The sequence below is a fragment of the Alteromonas sp. BMJM2 genome (genome assembly GCF_027257845.1).
Lineage (GTDB): Bacteria > Pseudomonadota > Gammaproteobacteria > Enterobacterales > Alteromonadaceae > Alteromonas.
In genome coordinates, this window is record NZ_JAPVOT010000002.1 from 110,892 (window position 1) to 132,010 (window position 21,119).

The 21,119-nt window shown below is 44.9% G+C and carries 22 protein-coding genes; 13 read left to right on the forward strand and 9 right to left on the reverse strand.

Annotated elements, in window-relative coordinates; all coding sequences use genetic code 11:
• Nucleotides 1–8 precede the first annotated feature (8 nt).
• A complete protein-coding gene (gene greB / locus O9X84_RS03210) occupies nt 9–494 on the reverse strand; it encodes a transcription elongation factor GreB (RefSeq protein ID WP_269518115.1) in 486 nt (161 codons plus the stop codon).
• A gap of 244 nt (nt 495–738) precedes the next feature.
• Between greB and O9X84_RS03215 the strand changes: the two genes are divergently transcribed.
• The gene (locus O9X84_RS03215; protein ID WP_269518116.1) at nt 739–1,008 is read left to right on the forward strand and encodes a hypothetical protein; all 270 of its coding nucleotides are present in this window, start codon (nt 739–741) and stop codon (nt 1,006–1,008) included.
• Between the two features lie 402 nt (nt 1,009–1,410).
• On the opposite strand, the gene fkpA is transcribed toward O9X84_RS03215, so the two are convergent.
• On the reverse strand, nt 1,411–2,196 hold the full coding sequence (gene fkpA, locus O9X84_RS03220; protein WP_269518117.1) for an FKBP-type peptidyl-prolyl cis-trans isomerase: 786 nt from the start codon (nt 2,194–2,196) through the stop codon (nt 1,411–1,413).
• A 152-nt stretch (nt 2,197–2,348) separates the two neighbouring features.
• Here fkpA and O9X84_RS03225 point away from each other — a divergent pair, with 152 nt between their 5' ends.
• From O9X84_RS03225 to O9X84_RS03235, 3 genes are all read left to right on the forward strand, one after another.
• On the forward strand, nt 2,349–3,326 hold the full coding sequence (locus O9X84_RS03225; protein ID WP_269518118.1) for a WD40 repeat domain-containing protein: 978 nt from the start codon (nt 2,349–2,351) through the stop codon (nt 3,324–3,326).
• A 95-nt stretch (nt 3,327–3,421) separates the two neighbouring features.
• Nucleotides 3,422–3,655 carry a SlyX family protein gene (locus O9X84_RS03230; RefSeq protein ID WP_269518394.1) on the forward strand — a complete coding sequence of 78 codons (234 nt, stop codon included), beginning with the start codon at nt 3,422–3,424 and terminating at the stop codon, nt 3,653–3,655.
• Nucleotides 3,656–3,752: 97 nt separating this feature from the next.
• Nucleotides 3,753–3,926, forward strand: a complete 174-nt coding sequence (locus O9X84_RS03235; protein ID WP_200883155.1) for a hypothetical protein — start codon at nt 3,753–3,755, stop codon at nt 3,924–3,926.
• An 80-nt stretch (nt 3,927–4,006) separates the two neighbouring features.
• Here the strand turns inward: O9X84_RS03235 and O9X84_RS03240 are convergent, their stop codons facing one another.
• Complete coding sequence (locus O9X84_RS03240) at nt 4,007–4,213, reverse strand: YheV family putative zinc ribbon protein (protein WP_269518120.1); 207 nt, start codon at nt 4,211–4,213, stop codon at nt 4,007–4,009.
• A gap of 117 nt (nt 4,214–4,330) precedes the next feature.
• Between O9X84_RS03240 and O9X84_RS03245 the strand changes: the two genes are divergently transcribed.
• The 4 genes from O9X84_RS03245 to O9X84_RS03260 all read left to right on the forward strand — a co-directional run bounded on the left by O9X84_RS03245 (nt 4,331) and on the right by O9X84_RS03260 (nt 8,216).
• Complete coding sequence (locus tag O9X84_RS03245; RefSeq protein WP_269518122.1) at nt 4,331–6,277, forward strand: ATP-binding cassette domain-containing protein; 1,947 nt, start codon at nt 4,331–4,333, stop codon at nt 6,275–6,277.
• Complete coding sequence (locus tag O9X84_RS03250; protein ID WP_269518123.1) at nt 6,258–6,824, forward strand: TIGR02444 family protein; 567 nt, start codon at nt 6,258–6,260, stop codon at nt 6,822–6,824. The genes O9X84_RS03245 and O9X84_RS03250 overlap by 20 nt, the downstream gene beginning before the upstream one ends.
• Before the next feature lie 69 nt (nt 6,825–6,893).
• Nucleotides 6,894–7,934 carry a hydrolase gene (locus tag O9X84_RS03255; protein WP_269518124.1) on the forward strand — a complete coding sequence of 347 codons (1,041 nt, stop codon included), beginning with the start codon at nt 6,894–6,896 and terminating at the stop codon, nt 7,932–7,934.
• A gap of 45 nt (nt 7,935–7,979) precedes the next feature.
• Nucleotides 7,980–8,216, forward strand: coding sequence for a YheU family protein (locus tag O9X84_RS03260; protein WP_269518125.1), 237 nt, complete (start codon nt 7,980–7,982; stop codon nt 8,214–8,216).
• Between the two features lie 62 nt (nt 8,217–8,278).
• Here the strand turns inward: O9X84_RS03260 and O9X84_RS03265 are convergent, their stop codons facing one another.
• Complete coding sequence (locus O9X84_RS03265; protein ID WP_269518126.1) at nt 8,279–8,848, reverse strand: outer membrane beta-barrel protein; 570 nt, start codon at nt 8,846–8,848, stop codon at nt 8,279–8,281.
• 722 nt (nt 8,849–9,570) lie between these two features.
• Here O9X84_RS03265 and O9X84_RS03270 point away from each other — a divergent pair.
• Both O9X84_RS03270 and mdoH read left to right on the forward strand, forming a co-directional pair.
• Nucleotides 9,571–11,190 carry a glucan biosynthesis protein G gene (locus tag O9X84_RS03270; protein ID WP_442864503.1) on the forward strand — a complete coding sequence of 540 codons (1,620 nt, stop codon included), beginning with the start codon at nt 9,571–9,573 and terminating at the stop codon, nt 11,188–11,190.
• Between the two features lie 4 nt (nt 11,191–11,194).
• Nucleotides 11,195–13,171, forward strand: a complete 1,977-nt coding sequence (gene mdoH, locus O9X84_RS03275; RefSeq protein ID WP_269518395.1) for a glucans biosynthesis glucosyltransferase MdoH — start codon at nt 11,195–11,197, stop codon at nt 13,169–13,171.
• 168 nt (nt 13,172–13,339) lie between these two features.
• On the opposite strand, the gene O9X84_RS03280 is transcribed toward mdoH, so the two are convergent.
• From O9X84_RS03280 to nudE, 3 genes are all read right to left on the reverse strand, one after another.
• Nucleotides 13,340–13,921, reverse strand: coding sequence for a YceI family protein (locus O9X84_RS03280; protein WP_269518129.1), 582 nt, complete (start codon nt 13,919–13,921; stop codon nt 13,340–13,342).
• Nucleotides 13,922–14,075: 154 nt separating this feature from the next.
• A complete protein-coding gene (gene cysQ, locus O9X84_RS03285; RefSeq protein ID WP_269518130.1) occupies nt 14,076–14,921 on the reverse strand; it encodes a 3'(2'),5'-bisphosphate nucleotidase CysQ in 846 nt (281 codons plus the stop codon).
• Nucleotides 14,922–14,924: 3 nt separating this feature from the next.
• The gene (gene nudE / locus O9X84_RS03290) at nt 14,925–15,488 is read right to left on the reverse strand and encodes an ADP compounds hydrolase NudE (RefSeq protein WP_269518132.1); all 564 of its coding nucleotides are present in this window, start codon (nt 15,486–15,488) and stop codon (nt 14,925–14,927) included.
• A gap of 76 nt (nt 15,489–15,564) precedes the next feature.
• Here nudE and yrfG point away from each other — a divergent pair, with 76 nt between their 5' ends.
• The 3 genes from yrfG to O9X84_RS03305 all read left to right on the forward strand — a co-directional run bounded on the left by yrfG (nt 15,565) and on the right by O9X84_RS03305 (nt 18,567).
• Complete coding sequence (yrfG, locus tag O9X84_RS03295) at nt 15,565–16,263, forward strand: GMP/IMP nucleotidase (protein ID WP_269518134.1); 699 nt, start codon at nt 15,565–15,567, stop codon at nt 16,261–16,263.
• Between the two features lie 2 nt (nt 16,264–16,265).
• Nucleotides 16,266–16,811 carry an inosine/xanthosine triphosphatase gene (yjjX, locus tag O9X84_RS03300; protein ID WP_269518136.1) on the forward strand — a complete coding sequence of 182 codons (546 nt, stop codon included), beginning with the start codon at nt 16,266–16,268 and terminating at the stop codon, nt 16,809–16,811.
• 376 nt (nt 16,812–17,187) lie between these two features.
• On the forward strand, nt 17,188–18,567 hold the full coding sequence (locus O9X84_RS03305) for an NAD-dependent succinate-semialdehyde dehydrogenase (protein WP_269518138.1): 1,380 nt from the start codon (nt 17,188–17,190) through the stop codon (nt 18,565–18,567).
• A 135-nt stretch (nt 18,568–18,702) separates the two neighbouring features.
• Here the strand turns inward: O9X84_RS03305 and O9X84_RS03310 are convergent, their stop codons facing one another.
• The gene (locus tag O9X84_RS03310) at nt 18,703–19,593 is read right to left on the reverse strand and encodes an alpha/beta fold hydrolase (RefSeq protein WP_269518139.1); all 891 of its coding nucleotides are present in this window, start codon (nt 19,591–19,593) and stop codon (nt 18,703–18,705) included.
• 38 nt (nt 19,594–19,631) lie between these two features.
• Entirely contained in the window at nt 19,632–21,074 is a 1,443-nt protein-coding gene (locus tag O9X84_RS03315) for a YdgA family protein (protein WP_269518140.1), read from the reverse strand.
• Nucleotides 21,075–21,119: the final 45 nt, after the last annotated feature.

A 21,119-nucleotide genomic window follows, 5' to 3' on the forward strand; every position in this document is an offset into this window, starting at 1 on the left:
GTATTATGCTAAATTTTATCGGTGGGATCGTACCAAATTCTATTGATCCACCATTCCTTTATGCCGGTCTCAGTTTTCACCACGAACTCGTCGTCTTCTTCTTTACCTACAAGGGCTCTTGCCATTGGGGAATCGATCGAGATGTAGTCTTTACGACCAAATATTTCGTCGTAACCGGCCAGTCTCAGTTCTAATACCTCGCCCGCCTCGTTTTCGATTTCTACCCACGCGCCGAAAAATACCTTACCTTCCTGCTCTGGGTTGTAGTCTACTACTTTCAGATTTTCTAGGCATTTTCGTAAATAACGAACACGACGATCTATCTCGCGCAGCTTTTTTTTGTTGTATTGGTAGTCAGCATTTTCACTGCGATCGCCAAGGCTTGCCGCCCACGTAACTTTGCGTGTTATTTCAGGCCTTTCCTCACGCCACAAAACCTCGAGCTCGTTCCTGAGTTTCGTGTAACCTTTTCGAGTGATAAGTGGAGTCTTCACAATGTCCTGTCAATGAATGGTGGATGTTTACCTATTGTATGTGGGTGTTAATAAAAAACCCAATCCTTAATTATTGGAAAGGCGGTTAGCAAAAGCCCCACAGTAAAAATACGTCGTCAGTGTGGTGTAATAAGAGTTGTAGGATTTTCAACGAATAAAAGGATATAAATTTGCGGCGATTGGAGGAACATAATCTTTTACCCGCTTGTCAAAGTATAAATAGTGAACAATTTAAGGGGGTGTTATGCAGAACAAATTATCCGTACTTTACCGTCAAAAATCTCACAATGACTCGCTTAATGTGAGTGGAACTATACTCGGTTTTGTAGTGCTGCTAACTGGTGGGCTACTGCTATTTTATGCTTTTTTAGATGTGGTTGTTCGTTTAGAAAGTGCTCAAACCGTGCTCTATATTTTTGCAGGCATAGCAATGTATAAATTCGGGCAGTCACTGCTTAAGCATTTCGCCACTTATAAATTGCAGACCGAGCGCCGCCGCAGCCTTGAGCGGTAAAACAGCCTTGAGCGGTAAAACAGCCTTGAGCGGTAAAACAGCCTCAAGCGGTATTGAGCACGAAAGGTAGTCCTGAGCGTTTGAGAGCATATGCGTTAAGCCAAAACGGTCTAACCAAGGTGGTTTAAGTCTAAAATGTTACAAGAAAAAGCGCATTTCAAAATGCAAAGCTCAATGTTTGTACTATAGTTAGATAGTGATTCGAGGCACCTAGCACATTGAAATATCCACTTTACTAATTGGATAAAGACGTGGTTGAACACCACTCGCTTATAGGGAATGGTAGGCACGGAATTAGCTGACTCACTAAACAACAAAGCCGACGTACTAAGCGTCGGCTTTTTCTTTTTAGTGCTTGTGCCATTTTGTGAGGTGATAAAACGTCACCCTAAGCGCCAAGCTTTATTCTGCTGGTGCTTCTGTTGCTGAGGTTTTCACTTCAAGTAGCTCAACGTCAAAGATAAGTGTTGAGTTTGGCGTAATCGCTCCAGTGGCACGCTCGCCGTAGGCAAGTTCTGATGGGATGTGGAAGCGGTATTTAGCGCCTTCCTTCATTAATTGGACACCCTCAGTCCAGCCAGGAATAACGCGGTTTAGTGGAAACTCAGCTGGTTCGCCTCTGTCATATGATGAGTCGAAAACAGTGCCATCTAGCAAGGTGCCACGGTAATGTACTTTAACCATGTCAGTGGCAGCAGGGCTGTTGCCTTCACCTTCTTCAAGCACTTCGTATTGTAGGCCTGATTCGGTAGTGGTTACGCCATCGCGCTCTGCATTTTCTGCAAGGTAAGCAGCACCGGCTTCAATATTCTTCTCTGCCGCTTGTGCCGCCATTTCTTGTTGCTTAGTACGCAACATTTCTTCGCCTTGTTGAGCAATTTGTTGAATTTGCTCTGGCGTAAACTTAAGTGTGTCGTTTAGACCGTCAGTAAAACCTTGCTTAAGTGCGTCTTGGTCTAGTGCTAAACCAAGTTGCTCTTGCTGTTCAGCTCGGTTGGTGACAAATAAGCCCATGCTTGCACCCATTGCGTATGCCTGCTTTTGCGTATCTGTCATTTCTTCTGCTGCAACAGAAGATGCGTTGGCATTGTCTGCGCTGGTAGTTGTAGCCTCATCTGAAGTATTAGGCTGGCAAGCGAATAGTCCAAGCGCAGCTAGTGTTGATAAGGCAACGAGCGACTTCTGCATAAAAACGTCTCCATTAATTTTTATCATCATGCTTCAATGTCTATACTGCTGCATCTAAGGCAGTGAGCACGATAGTTAAAGATGCGATATCCGTGCTATGTTAAACGTAGCGTTTACAAAGCGAAACCCATTTGATTATGTTTAGGTCCAAAATGTTCCTGAGATTATTATTACTCATCACAGCTATTTGCGGATCCGTAGGGTGTACGGTTCCTGATACTACGCCATTAAAGCAGTGGCGTCATGTTGAAGAAGGTGCATATGCGGCAGATATTTCCGCAGACGGGACCATTGCCGTTGTCTCTGGGGTCGATAATGGCATTAATGTGTGGCGTATTGGTGATAGCGAACCTCTGTACCGTTGGGGACATCAAAGCGAAGGTAATAACTTGGTGGTATCGGTGCATATCAGTGCAGATAAGCGATTTGTTGTTACCGCAGACAGAGTTGCTTTTGCATTGTGGGACATGGAAACCGGCGAGCCCGTAGGGTTTTGGCGTATTGATGAATCGAACATAAGAGATGTAGCCGTTACTAATAATGGCAGAGGAATACTCGTGGCTCGCTCGAGCGGTAAAGTGATGTTTTTTGAGCCCAGTACCCAGCGTCGTCTTGAGTTTCTGGGGCACCAAGAAAAAGTGAATTCTATTGATATTTCGCCAAACGGTAAGTATGCACTCACTGGTGGCAACGACTACCTTGCGTATCTATGGAGCACAGAAACCGGACAAATTTTGCATACCTTTACCCATCCCACTCGAGTCACTAAAGTCGCATTAGACGATGAAGGTCGATTTGCCTTTACCGCCGATAGCCAAAGTAAATCGCAAATTTGGAATGTGCAAACCGGTCAACCTGTGAGCAGCCTAAATTACATTGCGCGACAAAAAATATTTACCGATGTGGAGTTTTCAAAAGATGGTAAGTATTTACTTACCGGAGCGCCCTCGCGCAAAGCTTACCTGTGGGATATTGAGACAGGCGATCAAATTCAGTCTATTCAGGTTGCAGTACGTGAAACAATATCGCCTCCTACGTCAGTTGTGTATGGCGTTGGGTTCTTGCCAAATGGTAACATAGTCACAGAAAGCAGCAGTGGCTTAGCCGAAGAGTGGCAGCGAGAGCGATAGTCACAGAAGTCAGTCTCGCTGTAGCAACGTGCAATAAACAGCGAAAAACCATAGAGACCGCGATGACCCACAAACACGATGACGAAGAAAAGCGAATGGCAACGCTACAGGCGCAGTTAGACAGCGCCCATGAAAGTATTGAAGAACTGCAAACCAAAGTAGCTTTTCAAGAGTACACCATTGACTCATTAAATGATGCCCTGTCCTCTCAGCAAAAGCAGTTGGACGATTTGTCGTTTAAGGTTCGTCATGTTGTGGACAGAGTAAAGTCTATTGAGCCATCAAATATGGCAAAAGAATCCGAGGAAACACCGCCTCCTCACTTTTAATTTACATCAAATAAAAAACGCCTGCACGCTTCCTTAAATGGATTCAGGTTAAGTAGCAAGCTGTGATGAGCTTGTTCAGCAATAGAAGGATAAAGAAATGAGCGATTTTGATATGGATGCATTTGACATAGATGCACTCGATAATATTGACTTTGATTCAGTGGAAAAGTCGATGGCTGAAAACCAAGCTAAAAAAGATGAAAAAGACAATCAAGCCATTGAAGGCATGCGAGATGGTGCCAACGATTGTGGTGACAGCTGCACGATATAACGAGGAATTCCAACCATAAAAAAGGCGTAAATGCCTATTTACGCCTTGTATCGAATTTGTGTGATTTCCAGTCTCAGGAATTAGTGAGGCTTGAATATACCAATAACGTTTTCACTTTCTCTTGTTACTGCACTCACCTTTTCGTCGGTTTGTGCCTCATTGTAACCACACGCCACACACTCTAGCTTCTCCACATTATTTTCATAATATAAAGAAATTGTATCTAACTCTTTGCACTTTGGGCACGTTGCGCCAGCGACAAAGCGGCGTCTCACTGATTTTGACATATCTATACCTTTTGATGCGATGCCCTTATTATACCGCCAAACACAGTGCGTTGATCAGCTTTTACCTTAAGTTTTTGCTATTATACGCGCCCGAAGTTGTCCCAACGTAGGTAAGTCATGATAAAGCTCTCAAATGTATCGCTATTGCGCGGCAGAAAAATGCTGCTAGAAGACGCATCTGCTCAGGTATTTCCTGGTCATAAAGTGGCGTTGATAGGTAGCAACGGGTGTGGAAAGTCGACCTTATTTGCACTGTTGCGCAGCGAGTTAACGGTTGACGCTGGTGATTGCAGTGTGCCTGGCGACTGGCGAATAGTCAGCGTGGCTCAAGAAACGCCGGCAACAGACAGGCGAGCTATTGATTATGTGGTGGACGGCGATAAACACCTGCGCACGCTTCAGGCGCAGCTCGCGTTGGCCGAGCAGCAAGAAGACGGCGTACAGATTGGCCAAATTCACGGTCAGTTAGAACAGGCAGGTGCTTATGACGTAGAGTCTCGAGCAGCAACTATTCTCTCAGGTTTGGGCTTTACCAACTCACAGCTTACTGCCCCCGTTACCGACTTCTCTGGTGGGTGGCGTATGCGCTTAAATCTAGCGCAAGCCTTGTTGTGCCCTTCAGATTTACTATTACTTGATGAGCCAACCAACCACTTAGATTTAGATGCGGTTATTTGGCTTGAGAAATGGCTACAGCGGTTCGCTGGTACCTTGCTACTTATTTCTCACGATAAGGCATTTATCGATAATACGGTTGCTCAAATCATCAGTGTAGAGCAACAAAAACTAGTGGCTTATACGGGGAACTATTCTGCCTTTGAAACGCAGCGCGCCGAACGAATTCGCTTGCAAAATCTTGAGTATGATAAGCAGCAGCAAAAAGTCGCTCATCTGAATTCATTTATTACACGCTTTAAAGCCAAAGCGAGTAAAGCCAAGCAAGCACAAAGCCGTATCAAACAGCTTGAGAAGATGGAAACTCTGCTACCTGCGCACATGGCTAGCCCTTTTAGCTTTTCATTTGCGCCTCCATCAGCGCTGCCAAACCCGCTAGTGCAAATGGAAAAAGTGCAGTTAGGCTATGGCGACCGTACCGTTTTAGAACAGGTGAAACTTAACTTGGTGCCTGGGAGCCGCATTGGCCTACTTGGTCGAAACGGCCAAGGTAAGTCAACGCTGATAAAGCTGCTGGCTGGTGTGCATTCGCCCAAGCAAGGCATATTTAATACAGCCAAAGGGCTTAAAATTGGGTATTTTGCTCAGCATCAGCTAGAAACCTTAGATCCCCATGCCACCCCTATACTTCACTTACAGCGACTAGATGCAAAAGCCACCGAGCAGCAGTTGCGAGATTATTTGGGCGGATTTGGCTTTAATGGCGACGAAGCACTCGCGCCTGTTGCCCCTATGTCTGGTGGTGAAAAAGCCCGCCTGGTACTCGCGCTGATTGTGTATCAAAAGCCAAACTTGCTGCTTTTAGATGAACCGACTAACCACCTTGATTTAGAAATGCGTCATGCCCTCAATATCGCCCTGCAAGGCTTTGAAGGCGCCATGGTGTTGGTATCGCATGATAGGTTTCTACTGAGCTCGGTGTGCGAAGACTTCTATCTTGTGGATAGTGGTCATGTAGCCTCTTTCACCGGGGACTTAGATGATTATCGTGATTGGATCTTAAAGCAGCAGGCGGCTGAAAAGGCAAAAGCGAATCAAGATGCCAAAGACGAAGCGCAAGGGGAGCAAATCAGTAAGCCTGAGCGGAAACTCGATCGCAAAGAAGAGAAACGCAAAGAAGCTGAGTTTAGAAAACAGATCGCTCCTTTGAAGCGCGCCGTAGAAAAGCATGAAAAGAATATGGAAGCCCATTCAGCCTCCCTCGCCAATGTAGAGGAGTCATTGGCAGATACCAGCCTTTACGGTGAGGACAAAAAATCTGAGCTTATGGCGTTACTCGATAAGCAGACTTCACTGAAGCAGCGTATTGAAGAAGAGGAAATGGCATGGCTGGATGCCCAAGAGCAAATAGAACAACACCGGGAAGCTTATGACATCGCAAATGGTTAGTATTGATGGTGAGATGTTTTGGCAATATAGCCTTAGCCGCTATGCCACAGGTGATGTAGCCCCTTTAGCGTTGCTGCTTCAAGATCAGCATGGGGTAAACGTGAATGTGCTTTTATTGGTGTGCTGGTGTTTAGAAAACAATATCATCGTTAATTTGCCCCAGTTAAAAGATATTATTGAGGCAGCAGCGAAAAGTGAAAGTGAGTTAAAAATACACAGAAATAAACGTAAGTTGGCCAAACCGAAGCACTCGACAACGGTGCAAAGTTCGACTAACGCTAATGATGAAAGTGGTGCAAGCTGTGAAAGAAGCGTTGAGACTTACGAGCTGCTAAAAACGCAAGAGCTAGCGCTCGAGAAGCAGCAGCAAGAAGCCATTATCGAAGCTTTTAATCGATTAGACGTACACCGCATGTCTGTCCAGCCTTCAGGGGATGGTACACGCATTTTAAATGCGTCTATTGCTGCGTTTATCAATGTTTACTCGCTTAGGGAAAACAGCGAGGCGCGAAGTCTTGTGAGTCAGCTTGTTAGCCAGCTCCCTTAAGCTGCTTTTGTTGTGAAGAAATGATACAGACGAAAATTGATATAAGAAGCATTAAAATAAGAAGACATAATGAGTAAGTTAGCGAGAGCACACGGAAAAATAATAAAAAGTAGCTTCACCGTTCCTGGGTGGGCTAAAAATCGTCACGTGCAGACAATATGGCCACGTTTTATTCAAAAACGGTTGCCATTAGCCTATCAAATGGAGCGATTAACCCTTCCTGATGATGACTTTGTTGATGTGGCGTGGGGCCCGAAACCAAAGGAAACAGCAGGCATTGTTGTTCTTTTTCACGGGTTAGAGGGAAGTATTAAGTCTCACTATGCCAACGATATGATGGCACAGCTGTCGGTAAATGGCTGGCAGGTGGTGATGATGCACTATCGCGGTTGCAGTGGTGTACCTAACTTAAACGCTCGAGCCTATCACAGCGGTGAAACCGGCGATCCTAGCTTTTTCTTAGACTGGCTTAGCGATAAGTTTCCACGTATTCCCAAGGTGGCTATTGGTTTTTCCTTAGGCGGTAACATGCTGCTTAAGCTGTTAGGCGAAAATCCAGCACAGAAATGGCTTCAAGCCGCTGTTGCCATTTCATCGCCACTGAAACTGGCGGAGTGTGCAAAGTCGATTAACCACGGTTTTTCTCGGGTGTATCAAAAGTACCTACTAAACAGCATGAAAAGCACGCTGCGTCAGAAAATGGAATATATTGACTATCGAAAGCTTATACAGCTTACCAAAGAAGACGTTGACGATATGACGAGTTTTACGCAGTTTGACGAAAAGATAACGGCGCCACTTCATGGTTTTGAAGATGCGCAAGATTATTATGAGAAGTGCAGTGCGTATCACTTTTTGAGCGCTATACACTGTCGCACGCTAGTACTGCATAGCATTGACGATCCTTTCATGAATCACCTCATTGTGCCGAAAGAAGAAGAGCTAGCTAGAAATGTAACCGTTGAACTAAGCGAACGGGGTGGGCATGTAGGTTTTATGCAAGGCTCTGTATTCAATCCTCGAGTATGGCTACATGAAAGGGTGAAGCAGTTTGTCAGCGAAGTGCTGCCAACAGACAGTACGTGCAGCTACTCAAGCCGCAGCTACTAAGGTCTTTGTGGGTGAGTGCTGTGAAATTTATAAATTGGAGCAAATATGATAATTCCCATCGAAGCACTAGAAGCCGATACGGTTTATAGCTTGGCTGAATCATTTGTGCTGCGGGAAGGTACAGATTACGGCGAGCAAGAAACTGAATTTAAAACTAAGGTACAGCAGGTACTCGATGGCTTAAAGTCGGGAGAAGCGGTACTGGTGTATTCAGAATTACACGAAAGTGTGGATATAAAGCGTAAAGAAGATTTATTGCCCGAAGACAAAGCGGGTGAATAGAAAGCGCTGAATAAAAAAGCCGGGTCGAGCAACCCGGCTAACCTTCCTGAGGAGAGGGAGGCTTAAAACGCGTAACGAGCCGTTACTTGCATAATATCTAGCTCATCAATTAACTCATAGCTGGCGCCAACTGCCCACTGAGGCGTAATGTAGTAATTCGCTCCTACCTTAATCGTTGCTTCACCACCGTCTACATCGTAATAGCCAACTTCACCGGCTAACTCTATTTGCTCTGTGACCATAGAGCGAAGCCCAGCGTTCACGCTGTAGCCATTATCATCGTCTATGTCGCCGTCTACACGCTCGAGGTTCGCGCCGAAGTAAGCATCTGTAGTAGCATTCACTGGAAGTCGATAGCCAGCACCAACGGTTATCATATCAAAATCAAAATTACCTTCTTCAAAAAAGCTGTATTCGCCGTTTAAGTACCAATTGCTATTAAGAAGGTATTTGCCACTAGCGGTAAATCCATCAGGCTCAAAGGACTCGTTGTTATCAAAATCTAGCTTTGTATAACCACCTTCAACATAGCGCCAGTCTGGCTTATCAGCTAAAGCTGTTGCAGGAGCAATAGCGGCGGTAAAGGCGACAATTGCAGAAGTAGAGGCGAGAAGTGAAATTGCTTTGTTCATGTAATAACTCCTTAGTATGTTCAGTACCTAATTCATAAATCAAGCGTGTTTATATCGGTCTGTTCCAGCTCAATTGCTCCTTCAACTGCATTAGCTAAGAGGATGAAATGCGTCTAAATAAAACGCCTAATAGTGCACTGAAAAAAAATGACGATGACATACAAAATATGAAAATTTTACGTTTTACCGTGTCATCCTCGTCCTACTAGTGAAATTGCAAGGCCTTTGCCAACTCTCCCCTAAAACATAAGCTAATACGCTTTTTATATTTAACATGATGAAAAATAAAGAAAATATAAAAGCAATTAATGAGGTGAATCGGTATTTGGCTAAAAGAATAGAGATGTGGAGTGGATAGTAGGTGAAAAAACTGTCTCTAAAAACCAACAGTTTTTATGATAAATAGTAGATGGCTAAGGCTTTTCAATTGGGAAAAATGAGCATGTTGAGTGTGTTGATATCTTTTTTATCTTCCTAACGTTATGAAAATATTGGTTTTTATTATATTTGGTTGTATTTTTGAACGCGTTGGAACGTGTTTTGCTCATTCCTGTGAGAGTTATTGCATTTGAGAGTAGACGCAGAGTTTTAGTTTTCCCTTTACTGCGTTAATCCAAAGGAAAGGAATAGAGCACCTTTCTACTGCTTAGATACATAGAGCAGATGCGATAGCCCATTACCCAAAGGAGAGGAAAATGGCCGTGCCACGATTATCAATTATCATGCGAAATATAGTTAAGCAACACGTATCTATAAGCTGTGCAGTGCCTCGTGCATTGGTTTGCGTTTCAAGCATTCTTGCGTTTGTTATTTTACCAAGTGCAATGGCGACACCTGTAGATGATAGCAATCAGCCGCAGAAAGCGTCACCGGTTCTACAATCGGTTATTAACGCAGCCAAAGCTTCTGCAAGTGAAAGTTATGAACAAGACGATCACAACTTAAACAGTAAGCTCAAGGAAATTGACTACCAAACATACCGTTCTATTCGTTTTCAACCAGAGCAAAGCCTTTGGCATAAAGAGAACGACTACGAACTTCAATTTTTTCACCCCGGCTTTCTTTACGAATATCCCGTTACTATTCATACCATCGGGAGCAGCAATACCCCTGAGCGTTTAGCTTTTGACAGCGAGATGTTCAGCTACGATGGACAATCATCAGCCCTCAAAGGATTAACTGACGAGAAATCTGGTTTTGCAGGTTTCCGCGTTCATTACCCTATTAAAAGTGACGAGTACAAAGATGAATTTGCTGTTTTCTTAGGCGCTTCTTATTTTCGCTTAGTGGGTAAAAACCAAGTATACGGCATTTCTGCACGAGGCCTCGCCATTGATACGGCATTAGCTAAAGGTGAAGAGTTTCCTCACTTTACCGAATTTTGGATAGTTGAGCCAAGCAAAAAAGGAACAGAGACAGGCCAGCCCATTACCATTTATGCCCGTTTGGAAAGTCCATCTGTCGCTGGCGCTTATAAATTTGTTATCGAGCCAGGTGAAGACACTTCCGTTGAGGTTGAGAGCTGGTTGTTTGCTCGCGAAGACGTAGAAAAGCTTGGCGTTGCTCCGTTTACTAGTATGTTTTTGTACGGCGAAAATACACAACAGAGTCATGACGACTACCGCCCTGAAGTGCACGATAGCGATGGTGTATTAATGGTAACTCATGCCGATGAAGAAATTTTCAGACCGTTAACAAACCCGTCTCGCCTGCAAATTACCTCACTAAGCGACAGTAAGCCTAAGGGCTTTGGTATGTTACAGCGCGATGGGCAATGGGATAACTACCTAGACGCAGAAGCAAATTATCATATTCGCCCTGGACTTTGGGTTACGCCTAGAGAAGGTTTTGATAAAGGCCGTTTAGAGGTTGTTGAAATTCCGACTACCTCTGAAATTCATGACAATATTGTCGCGTTTTGGACACCAGAAGAGCCGTTTAACGAAGGCGATTCAATGTATTTCTCCTACGAACTTAAAACGGTAGAGCAACACCCCTTTGAAAGCGCATTAGCCACTGTAGAGCGCACCAGACAAGGTAGCGCAGTGTTGCCCGGTGATGAGTTTGAAGATGAGTCTTTGGCAACTACACGTCAGTTTACCGTTGATTTTTCAGCGCCAGAGGCAAAAGGGTTTGATGATAAAACCACAAAACTCGTAGTGCAAAGCGCTAACGGTACGGTATCTCAACAGCGTTTATATCCTGTAGCAGATGGCGCAGAGTGGCGGGCTACCTTCTTTATGCAGCCAACGGAAAATCAAACCACTGATATGCGTGCTTATATTGAGCAGGACGGCAAGCGAGTGAGCGAGGTATGGAATTATGTCTACCAACCTAAATAAATCGATGGAAGCTAATCAGCAGTCAGGGCCGTCATCAGAAAACAGATCGTCAGAAATCAGATCGTCACGTAACCAGATCATCAAAGGAGCACATATGCGTTTATTTATAATGGCAATGCTCGTTATTCCGAGCACGGCGCTGGCCGGTTGGAGTTTGTATGAGATATTTCTACCCAATGGATTAACAAACCTAGAAATTGCACAGCTAGGGCTTGGGTTAACCCTGTTCGCTTGGCTGTGTATGGCATTTTGGACAGGAATAATTGGGTTCGTTTTACAGTTGTTCAATATAGATCCGCTGAGTTTGAAAAAGAACTTAGCGGCACCCGAATCAAGCGTTGCATTAACACAGCGCCATGCCGTGGTTATGCCCGTTTATAACGAGGATACCAAGCGCATTATGGTAGGTTTCGAGGCGTGTATTCGCGAGCTTATGGAGAGTGGCAGCAAAGAAAACTTCGACTTTTTCATGTTAAGCGATACACGGGATAGCGATAAAGCCGAAGCAGAACTTCATGCATTTACTCGTTTGCAAAAACGTTTAGGTGATTACGCTGGACAGGTTTTCTATCGCCGCCGCGAAAATAACACCCATAGAAAAGTGGGTAATCTTAAAGAATTCTGCGAGCGCTGGGGCGGTCACTACGAATCTATGATTGTGCTAGATGCCGACAGTGTTATGACTGGCGAACGCATGGAAGATTTGGCGAAACGCATTGAACAAGCACCTGATACCGCGCTAATTCAAACCATTCCTATGCCGGTGCGTCAAGATACGTTTTTCGGACGCTTCGTGCAATTTGCAGCACACTTATATAGCCCTATGCTGGCTACAGGTCTCTCTTTTTGGCAAACCGACAGCGCCAATTATTGGGGACACAACGCTATTATCCGTATAGCGCCGTTTATGCAGCATTGTGGTCTTCCTACCCTTGAAGGCCGTGCACCGTTTGGCGGTGAAGTATTGAGTCATGACTTCGTTGAAGCGGCGTTACTGTCACGTGCTGGATGGCAGGCATATTTACTTACCGACACGACGGGAAGCTATGAAGAAGTGCCTAGTAATATCGTCGATTATGCTATTCGCGATCGTCGCTGGGTTCAAGGCAACATTCAGCATCTTGGTCTGCTTAACGTGAAAGGCCTTAAAACGGCTAACCGTTTGCATTTCCTATTTGGCGCGTTTGCCTATATTTCATCGCTTATTCTATTTTGCATGCTGGCACTAGGCACAGCCGATGCGTTGATTCGCGCCACTACAGTGCCTGATTTCTTCATGTCTGAATATCAGTTATTTCCAAGTTGGCAGGTGGCTAGACAAGATATGATGATGGTGACTATGTGGGGCACGGCAGCACTGTTGTTTTTACCTAAGTTACTCGGTATTACTCTTGCCCTAATTAAGCGTAGAAGTGAGTTTGGCGGCGCATGGTCGTTGCTTAAAGGTGCTTCTCTTGAACTTATTATGGCTGTGCTTATTGCTCCGCTTATGATGTTCTACCATAGTTACTTTGTTATCAGTGTGTTCGTCGGGTTTTCAGTAAAATGGGAAGCTCAGGAGCGTGAAGGACGCAAAGTACCCTGGTCTGTCGCCATTAAGCACACACAAATAATGAGTTCACTAGCCATAGCCTGGGGTGTAACGACGTTTTATTTCACGCCGTCGCTGTTTATGTGGTTACTTCCTGTGCTAACAGGCATGGTGCTAGCGGCTCCCGTTATTCGCCTTTCAAGCAGTGATGTGCTGGGTAAAACAATGCGTAAGTGGGGTGTGTTTGTTATTGGTGAGGAAGTGAATGAGTGTAAAGCGCTTAAACGTCTCAACGTAGCCATGAAACATTTTACTGTTTCTCATTTTGCTGCACCTAAACATGAGACTACTGTGCCCGCTTTACCTGAGAGCTTATGGCTAACTATGCCTGAGCAGGCGCTAAATCAACAACCGACACCTAAAAAACCTGTGCTTGTTGTACAAGGTTAGGGTTTTAAACGTTAATTCCCTTAAGGAGTTCTTAAGAGCTCTAGCCCTTAACAGAATCTCTACAAAGAACCCTAAAAGGACAGCCACAAACAAAGAAGCCGCTTTTCTAAGCGGCTTCTTTTGTTTGTACCTGTGAGCTTTCAGTCTATGAGAGCTAGCGTGTAAGAACTAGCGGTTAAGGGTCACTGAAAACGTAATCGGTACCGTGGTTGTAATGCTATTCAACCCTGCTATTTTTTGCAATGCTGCAACGCCCTGGGCCAGTCCAAACGACTCAGCTTTAATGAGCGTAGGTGCGCTGGTTGAAACAGTTAGCGTATCAGCATCAACTTGGCTAACAGTCACTGCAAATGCGGTGGGTACTGCCTTGCCATGTAGCGTTAGTATGCCGTCTACCTTACCTTTCATCACTTCACCTGCTTTAAGCTGCATCATAGGTTTTGCTAAGGTTGCTTCAAAGTTCGCCGTTGCAAACTCACTCACGTTAAACAGCATTTCTTGCATGCGTTTGTTGCGAATGTCTATTGCTGTGTTAACGGATGAAAGGTCTACCTCAATGTTAAGTTTACCGTTGTCTGATAGCGTGCCTTTAAAACTATCGAATTGATGCACTTCAGTGACTTGCGCGTTTTTAGTCGAAATGAAATGTAATGCGCTGGTATCTTTGTTAATTGTCCAATCTGCAGACGCGTTAAACGAGAGTCCACATGCCAGTAAAGCTGTTGATAAAGTGCGAACGTACTTTGCCATCGTTTGATTACTCCTGTTGATGCATTACTTTCTGTTGGCATTGACTACATGAAAAAGCCAACGAAATCTATTGGGTAGCAATACGGCCAGATTATACAGCCTACTGTGAGTAAACCGTAAAGGTATTTATGCAATATTTAAAAACACACACGTCTTATTTTGTGTATGGGTTCACAAAGTCATCATACTTCACAATGTCCTGCCATGGCACGCGTTGATCGCCCATTACCACAAAATCTGGGTTCTCTAGCGAGTGTCGCCTGTTATACGTCAGCGGTTCAAAGTTTGCGGTGGCGATACTGCCTCCAGCTTCAGATACAATGCACTGAGAAGCGCCGGTATCCCACTCGCCAGTAATGCCAATACGCATGAAGACATCTGCTTTGCCCTCGGCGATAAAACACGCTTTCAGCGAGCAACTTCCAAGTGGTAACATGTCATAAATGCGTTTGGCACACATGCGATTGAGCACTTTTTCACGGGACTGGCGACGACTAATCGCAATCATAACAACGCTACTTTTAGGGTCGCTTAACTTACGTACCGAGATAGGCGCATCGCCCTCGGGCGAAGATTTAAATGCCCCTTTTCCCTTCTGGGCATAATAAAGCGATTGACCCGGAGGCCAAAAGATAACGCCAATAGCCGGCTCGTTGTTTTCTATTAAGGCGATGTTCACAGCAAAGTCGCCGCTGCGGGCAATAAATTCTTGCGTACCGTCGATAGGGTCAATGAGCCAATAGCGAGTCCAGTGTTTTCGCTCGTCTAAACTCGCATGCTTATTTTCTTCTGAAAGAATAGGAATGTCTGGAGTTGCTTCTGACAAACGTTTATTAATGATGTCGTTTGCAAGGTAATCGGCACTGGTTACTGGTGAGTCATCGTCTTTCTGAAACGCGTCAAAGTCGCGATTTTCATATACTTCTAAGACTGCTTTGCCGGCTTCTATTGCAACTTCTTTTGCCAATTCTAGTAGGTCGGGGTGGGCATCGTCGGGCATAATTTATTGTTCCTTTAACCACTTCTGAGCTAAAAATAGAGCAGCAATACAACGGGCTTCAACAAAATCTTCTCGTGCAAGTAAAGCATCTGCCTCAGTAATCGGCCAGTTTATGACCTCTAAAGGTTCAGGCTCATCGCCTTCAAGTGTTTTGGGGTACAGATCTCGAGCCATCACAATTGTCATGCTGGCATTAAAAAAGGTAGGCGCCATACTGACTTGATGTAGCTCGGTAAGCTCCCGTGCGGCGAAGCCTGCTTCCTCTTGAAGCTCTCTGTTTGCGGCTTCAAGCGCAGTTTCGCCAGGGTCAATAAGGCCCTTTGGAAAACCTAGTTGGTAGGAATGTGTGCCGGCCGCGTACTCTCTGATAAGTACCATGGTATCGGCATCTAGCATAGGGACAATCATTACGGCACCGCGATTTCCGCCAGCCATACGCTCAAATTGACGGGTTTCACCGTTAGAAAATTCTAAATCTAAACTTTCTACCCTGAAGAGATTACTTTGTGCCACAATCTTTCGAGAATGTATTTGTGGTAATGCTTTATTTGGGTCAATTTTTCGCATGTCTCTCGCTACAACTTTGTTATCATGTTCATTGAATTGCTCATAATCTAGCTTACTTCATTATAAGGAAAATCGCTTGCCCTTTCTGCCCTGGAATGAAATAGACACCGTACTGCTTGATATGGACGGTACACTACTGGATTTACATTACGATAATCAGTTCTGGTTGTATCACCTTCCTAAACGATTAGCTGACATTCGCGGTATTTCAGAAGCGCAAAGCCAAGCCGAAATGAAAAAGCGCTATGACAGCGTTTTTGGTCAAATTCAGTGGTATTGCCTAGACTACTGGGCGGAGTCTCTATCTCTAGATTTAGACTCTGAGTTTATGCCGCTTAAACGCGAGCTGTCTCACTTGCTCTCTATTCGCGAAGACACGGTCCCATTTTTAAACGCGTTGCACACTTCTGGTCGCCAAGTAGTGCTTGTGACCAATGCCCACCCAAACAGCTTGGCCTTAAAGTTAGAGCATACCCAATTAGATGAGCATATAGACAACCTTATCTCCACTCATGAATTTGGGGTAACGAAAGAGTCTCAATTGCTGTGGCAACGGTTGCAAGAGCGGGTTCAGTTTACTAATGAGCGAACGCTGTTTGTCGATGATTCTTTGCCTATACTGAACGCGGCTAAAACGTTTGGTATTAAACATTTGCTGGCGGTGGACAATCCTGACCGAACCTTGCCAGACAGAAATATAACCGAGTTTCCCGCGGTGCGTGACTATCGTTTGATGGTTGATGATATCATCAATAACCCGGTTACAAGGAGCTAGGCATGATACCTGACACCATTTACGTAGGGTCTAAAAACCCGGTAAAGATCAACGCTGCGCTCAATACCCTATCTGACACGTTAGAGCATGACTTTGATGCCGAGGGCATAGCGGTAGATAGTGGCGTAGCTGAACAACCCATGTCTGAAGCAGAAACCCGAGAGGGAGCCATTAACCGAGTGAAAGCCATGCTGGGCTTACATGAAGGTGGTTTTCCAGATTCATGGTATGTCGCTATAGAGGGCGGAGTGGATGTGTTTGAAGATGGCCCGGCAACCTTTGCATACGTGGCTATTTACCACGAAGGGCACTGGTCGGTTACGCGAAGTGCAAGTTTGCCTCTTCCCGTAGCGGTGTTTCAAGCACTTCAGCGCGGGGAAGAACTCGGCCCAGTGATGGATGCCTTGTTCGATACCGTGAATGTGAAACAAAAAGGTGGTGCCATTGGTCTGCTTACGCTGAATCACGCCACTCGCCAAAGCGTTTATGAAGTGGCGCTTACCTTAGCGATGGCTAAATTTCACTTTCCCGACCTCTATACCGATTAGCCAGTAAATCATCTTCTTTGCCTTGGCATTCACAAAAATCTTTTATAAAAGGTCTTTGCAGAATTGCAGAATTGCAGAATTGCAGAATTGCAGAATTGCAGAATTGCAGAATTGCAGGGCAAAGGCCGACAGTCTGATGACACCAACAGGTAACGTTCTCCTCCTTTCTTTGCGAAATCCTCTGTGTAATAACATCAATTTTCTGAAATCTTTACCATTATTAGTAATCTTTTCCCAATATCTTCTCTGGTTTCTGTACGTGATAATGCGTGGGTTAAATGTATAAGTATATGATTTTAAATCATTAATTTTTTATTTCGATTGTTGGCGTTGTAGTTGCACTACTCAATGCATCTACAGAACAAGGAGTTTGACAATGAGCGATACAATTAAGACGTATAACCCGACAACTGGTGAGCAACTTGATCATTATCAATTGATATCAGCGGAAGATGCCGAGCAAGCGGTAACGCGCTCTCACGAAGCTTATCTAAATTGGAAAAAAACTTCCTTTGGGGCACGGGCCGAAATTTTTAATAACTTAGCGGATTTGATGGAAGAACGCATTGATGATCTTGCTAACTTAATGACGCTTGAGATGGGTAAAGTGGCCGAACAAGGCAAGCAGGAAGTGCAATTGTGCGCCGAAATTTGTCGCTATACTGCCGAACACGGGGCATCATTTCTAGAAGACGAAGCCCGAGTGTACGAGGGTGGAAAAGCCATTATCACCTACCAGCCAACGGGTGTGATTTTAGGAATTCAGCCGTGGAATTTCCCATTATACCAAGTGATTCGTTATAGCGCATCGAACATTATGGCCGGTAACACAACGGTGCTTAAGCATGCGCAAAACGTGTTTGGTATGGCGCAAGCTATTCAGCAACTTTACGAAGACGCAGGCTTTCCGAAAAATGTATATCAGTCGCTAATGATTGACGGCAGCACGGCAAGCGGTCTTATAAAACATAAGCATGTTCGTGGTGTTACGTTCACTGGAAGCGACAGTGTGGGCAAGCAAGTGGCAAAAGAAGCGGCCGGCGAATCGAAAAAGACAGTGATGGAGTTAGGCAGTAACGACGCCTTTATTGTACTGGCTGATGCCGATATCGATAATGCAGTGGAAATGTGCATTAAAGGCCGAGTGATTAATAACGGTGAAACCTGTGTGGCAGCAAAGCGTTTTGTCATTTCAGATAGTGTATACGATGAATTTAGAGATAAATTTGTTGCGCAGTGTAAAAAGCTAACGGTCGGTGACCCTTCAAAAGAAGGGACAGACCTAGGACCTATGGCTCGTGAAGACCTTCGCGACGAACTGCATGACCAAGTAAAAGAGTCTTTAGATGCGGGTGCAACCCTATCTTTAGGTGGCGAAGTGCCTGATGCAGCTGGCTACTTTTATCCAGTGACGGTATTAGAAAACGTATCGCCTGGTATGCCAGCCTATGATGACGAGTTGTTTGGCCCAGTAGCCTCACTAATTCGTGCCCGTGACGATAAGCAAGCCATGGAAATTGCAAACGATTCACGCTATGGACTTGGCGGCGGTATTTTTAGTACCGATACAGATAACGCCATTGCACTTGCTAAAAATGAGTTTGATACCGGTATGGTAAATATCAACGGCTATTCACTCGCCCAGCCTAACCTACCCTTCGGTGGTGTAAAGGATAGTGGCTATGGTAGAGAGCACGGCGGTTACGGTATTCGTGAGTTTGTGAATATCAAAACAATTATGGTAGCGAGTAACTAAAATCGCTTATGTACTTCGGTACAGTGTAAGAAAATCAAAAAAGGCAGAGCCAATACTCTGCCTTTTTTGCGTGGGTTGTCTCGCCTTGAAATGCGTCACTGTAGTTAGATGTTAGCCGTTAGTCTTCAAACGTTACTATTTTCCGCCTTCAGCAAACAACGAGTTATTCGTATTGCTCTCAATATGTTCAAGCACTGACGCTAAAACCTGTTGAGGGCTTTCTATTTGTGGGTAATGACCAATGTTTTCCAATTCTACAATATTGGGGTTAGGCATTAGTTCCCTATATCGGGCTGCCATATGAGCACCTGAAATAGGATCCGCTGCTCCAATCGTTAACCGAATAGGAACGGTGGCATTTTGAAGTGCCGTCACCCAGCGCTCTCTGTGCTTTTTGCGTTGCTTCATGTAATCCAGCAGCAGGTGCATATATTTATGACCGTTGTTGGTGCTGATCAACGTCCAAAAATCATCAATCTCTTGCTCTGTTGGCGGTGTATTTTCGCCAAAAATACCCCGCATACTTTTTCTCACCGCGTTTTTATTTAAGAGGTGAATTAGCAGCCCACCTAAAGGTGATAGAAGAAGCTTTTGAATAGGCAGTGCGCGATGCGTTTCGGGAAAGAGGCCACCATTTAAAAGGTGTAGGGTGTCAATGTGAAATGACAGCGTACCGTCTGCCTGCTGGGCCATAAGTTCTTGGGCAACCGTGTCGCCATAGTCGTGTGAAACCACATGGGCTTTGGATACGTCTAGGTGGTTCAGTAGTGCGCAAATAGCACTTACTTGTTCAGTGATTTGATATTTAGTGGGCGCCTTACTACTGAATCCGAACCCCAACATGTCCAAGGTGATACAGCGAAAGTGTTGAGTTAGCGTGGGCCATAGCTTAACCCAGTCGTAACTTGCTGTTGGGTAACCGTGGATAAGCAGCAAAACAGGGCCTTCGCCATCAGTTCGGTAAAATAGCGCCTGTTGGTGATAAGTAAAATACTCGCCGCCGCTCTGCCATTTTGTTAACTGCATGTTCGAATGCCCTGTTCAGTTATTGGTTTGCTTCCTCACTACTGAGCAAATGGTAACGGGATCTCGGCGCCGTTAAGGTTAGCCTTTCCGTCTTTTAATACAAACTCTGCGTCGTAGCTATTTTCAGTTTGCTTGATAAAACCTTGTTCTACAAAGGTGTTTAACACCATGGGAACCTGTTGCGCTGCAAGGCTTTGCAGCTCTTCTGCTGTCATGCCTTGGGTTTGCGGATTAGCAGCAAGTTCAGCAACCATATACCCTGAAGCCATGCTTTCAACGAATGCTTTGTCGGCCTTAATTTGTGCATTAGCGAGTAAGTGGGACACCCAGTAGCTTGGATCTTCAAGGGTGTCAGGAAGCGCAGTTACACCCACTAGCTTGGAATTGGCCGTCCCAGTAATACTGCCTTCAGGTAAGGTCATGGCAAGCTTGGTAATGTTAATTTCTGGCTCAGCTTGTAGCTGTTGCAATAAATTATCTTTGATAAACGCTTGAAGCTTTTCTTGCAATTCGTCGGCAGGCGTTGATAGCGTAGCGTTGCTAAAATCTTGATAGGCTTTGATAAAGTCTACATCAAGGTTGTTGATGGCAATGCCGATCACCATGTCAGAAGCATCTTGTGCAGCACCCTCAACTTTACCAACGGCATATTCGACATACACATTAGCCGTATTGGTGTCTTCATCAATATCCGTGTTGGTAATAACACGCAGCGCTTCAACGAGAATGTTCGTTCCTGTTTCATCTGAAAATACCATTTCTTCAATGGCAATAGCCGCATCACCCTCAAACAATTCACCGTTCATAGCCGCAAGCATATCTACGTCGTCGCTGTAGGTAATATCAGCGGTGGTGTTCAACATCTCAAATGAGAAAGTACCATCGTTCATAGAAAGTGACTCTGCCTGTCCCTGATAGCGAATGCCATCACCATCATGCTTCGCTTCACCACTAAAGCCTGAAAATTTAAGGGTTAGCTCGTCATCTACACCCTGTAGTGCTGGAATAGCGTCGGAGTAATTGAGGCCATTGAAGAGGCCTAACGTGCCTTCGTTAACATACAGCGGCACGTCGTCGGGCCAGGTTACGTATTCGCGAAGTGCTTCCCCTTGAACGGCAATGTTGTATTTCACTTTTGCAATACCCACGCCGTCACCAAAATAGATGGGGCCATGATAGGCGTTGACGTTAGCGATTACCGTTGGGTTCTCCATGCTAACGTCTTCAGCGCTAACGTTTTGAGTGTTACCCACTTGTTGCGCGGCTAATATACCGTTGATATCTAGCGCGATTTCTATTTGTGCGCTACTGCTAAACCAACCTTTGTCGTAAGAAATAATTGATGCAGAATACAGCGGTTGCTCGTTTAATGCAGCAAGTGTGCTGCGTGTTTTTGTTTCAATGCTATTGCCGATAAAAGTGGGGGCAATTAACAGCGCAGCAAGGGTGACTCCGCCGCCTAAAATGAACGCTTTATTCAAAGTACAGTCCTTTGTTTGTGTAATTAAAAGTCAAAATTTAACGCT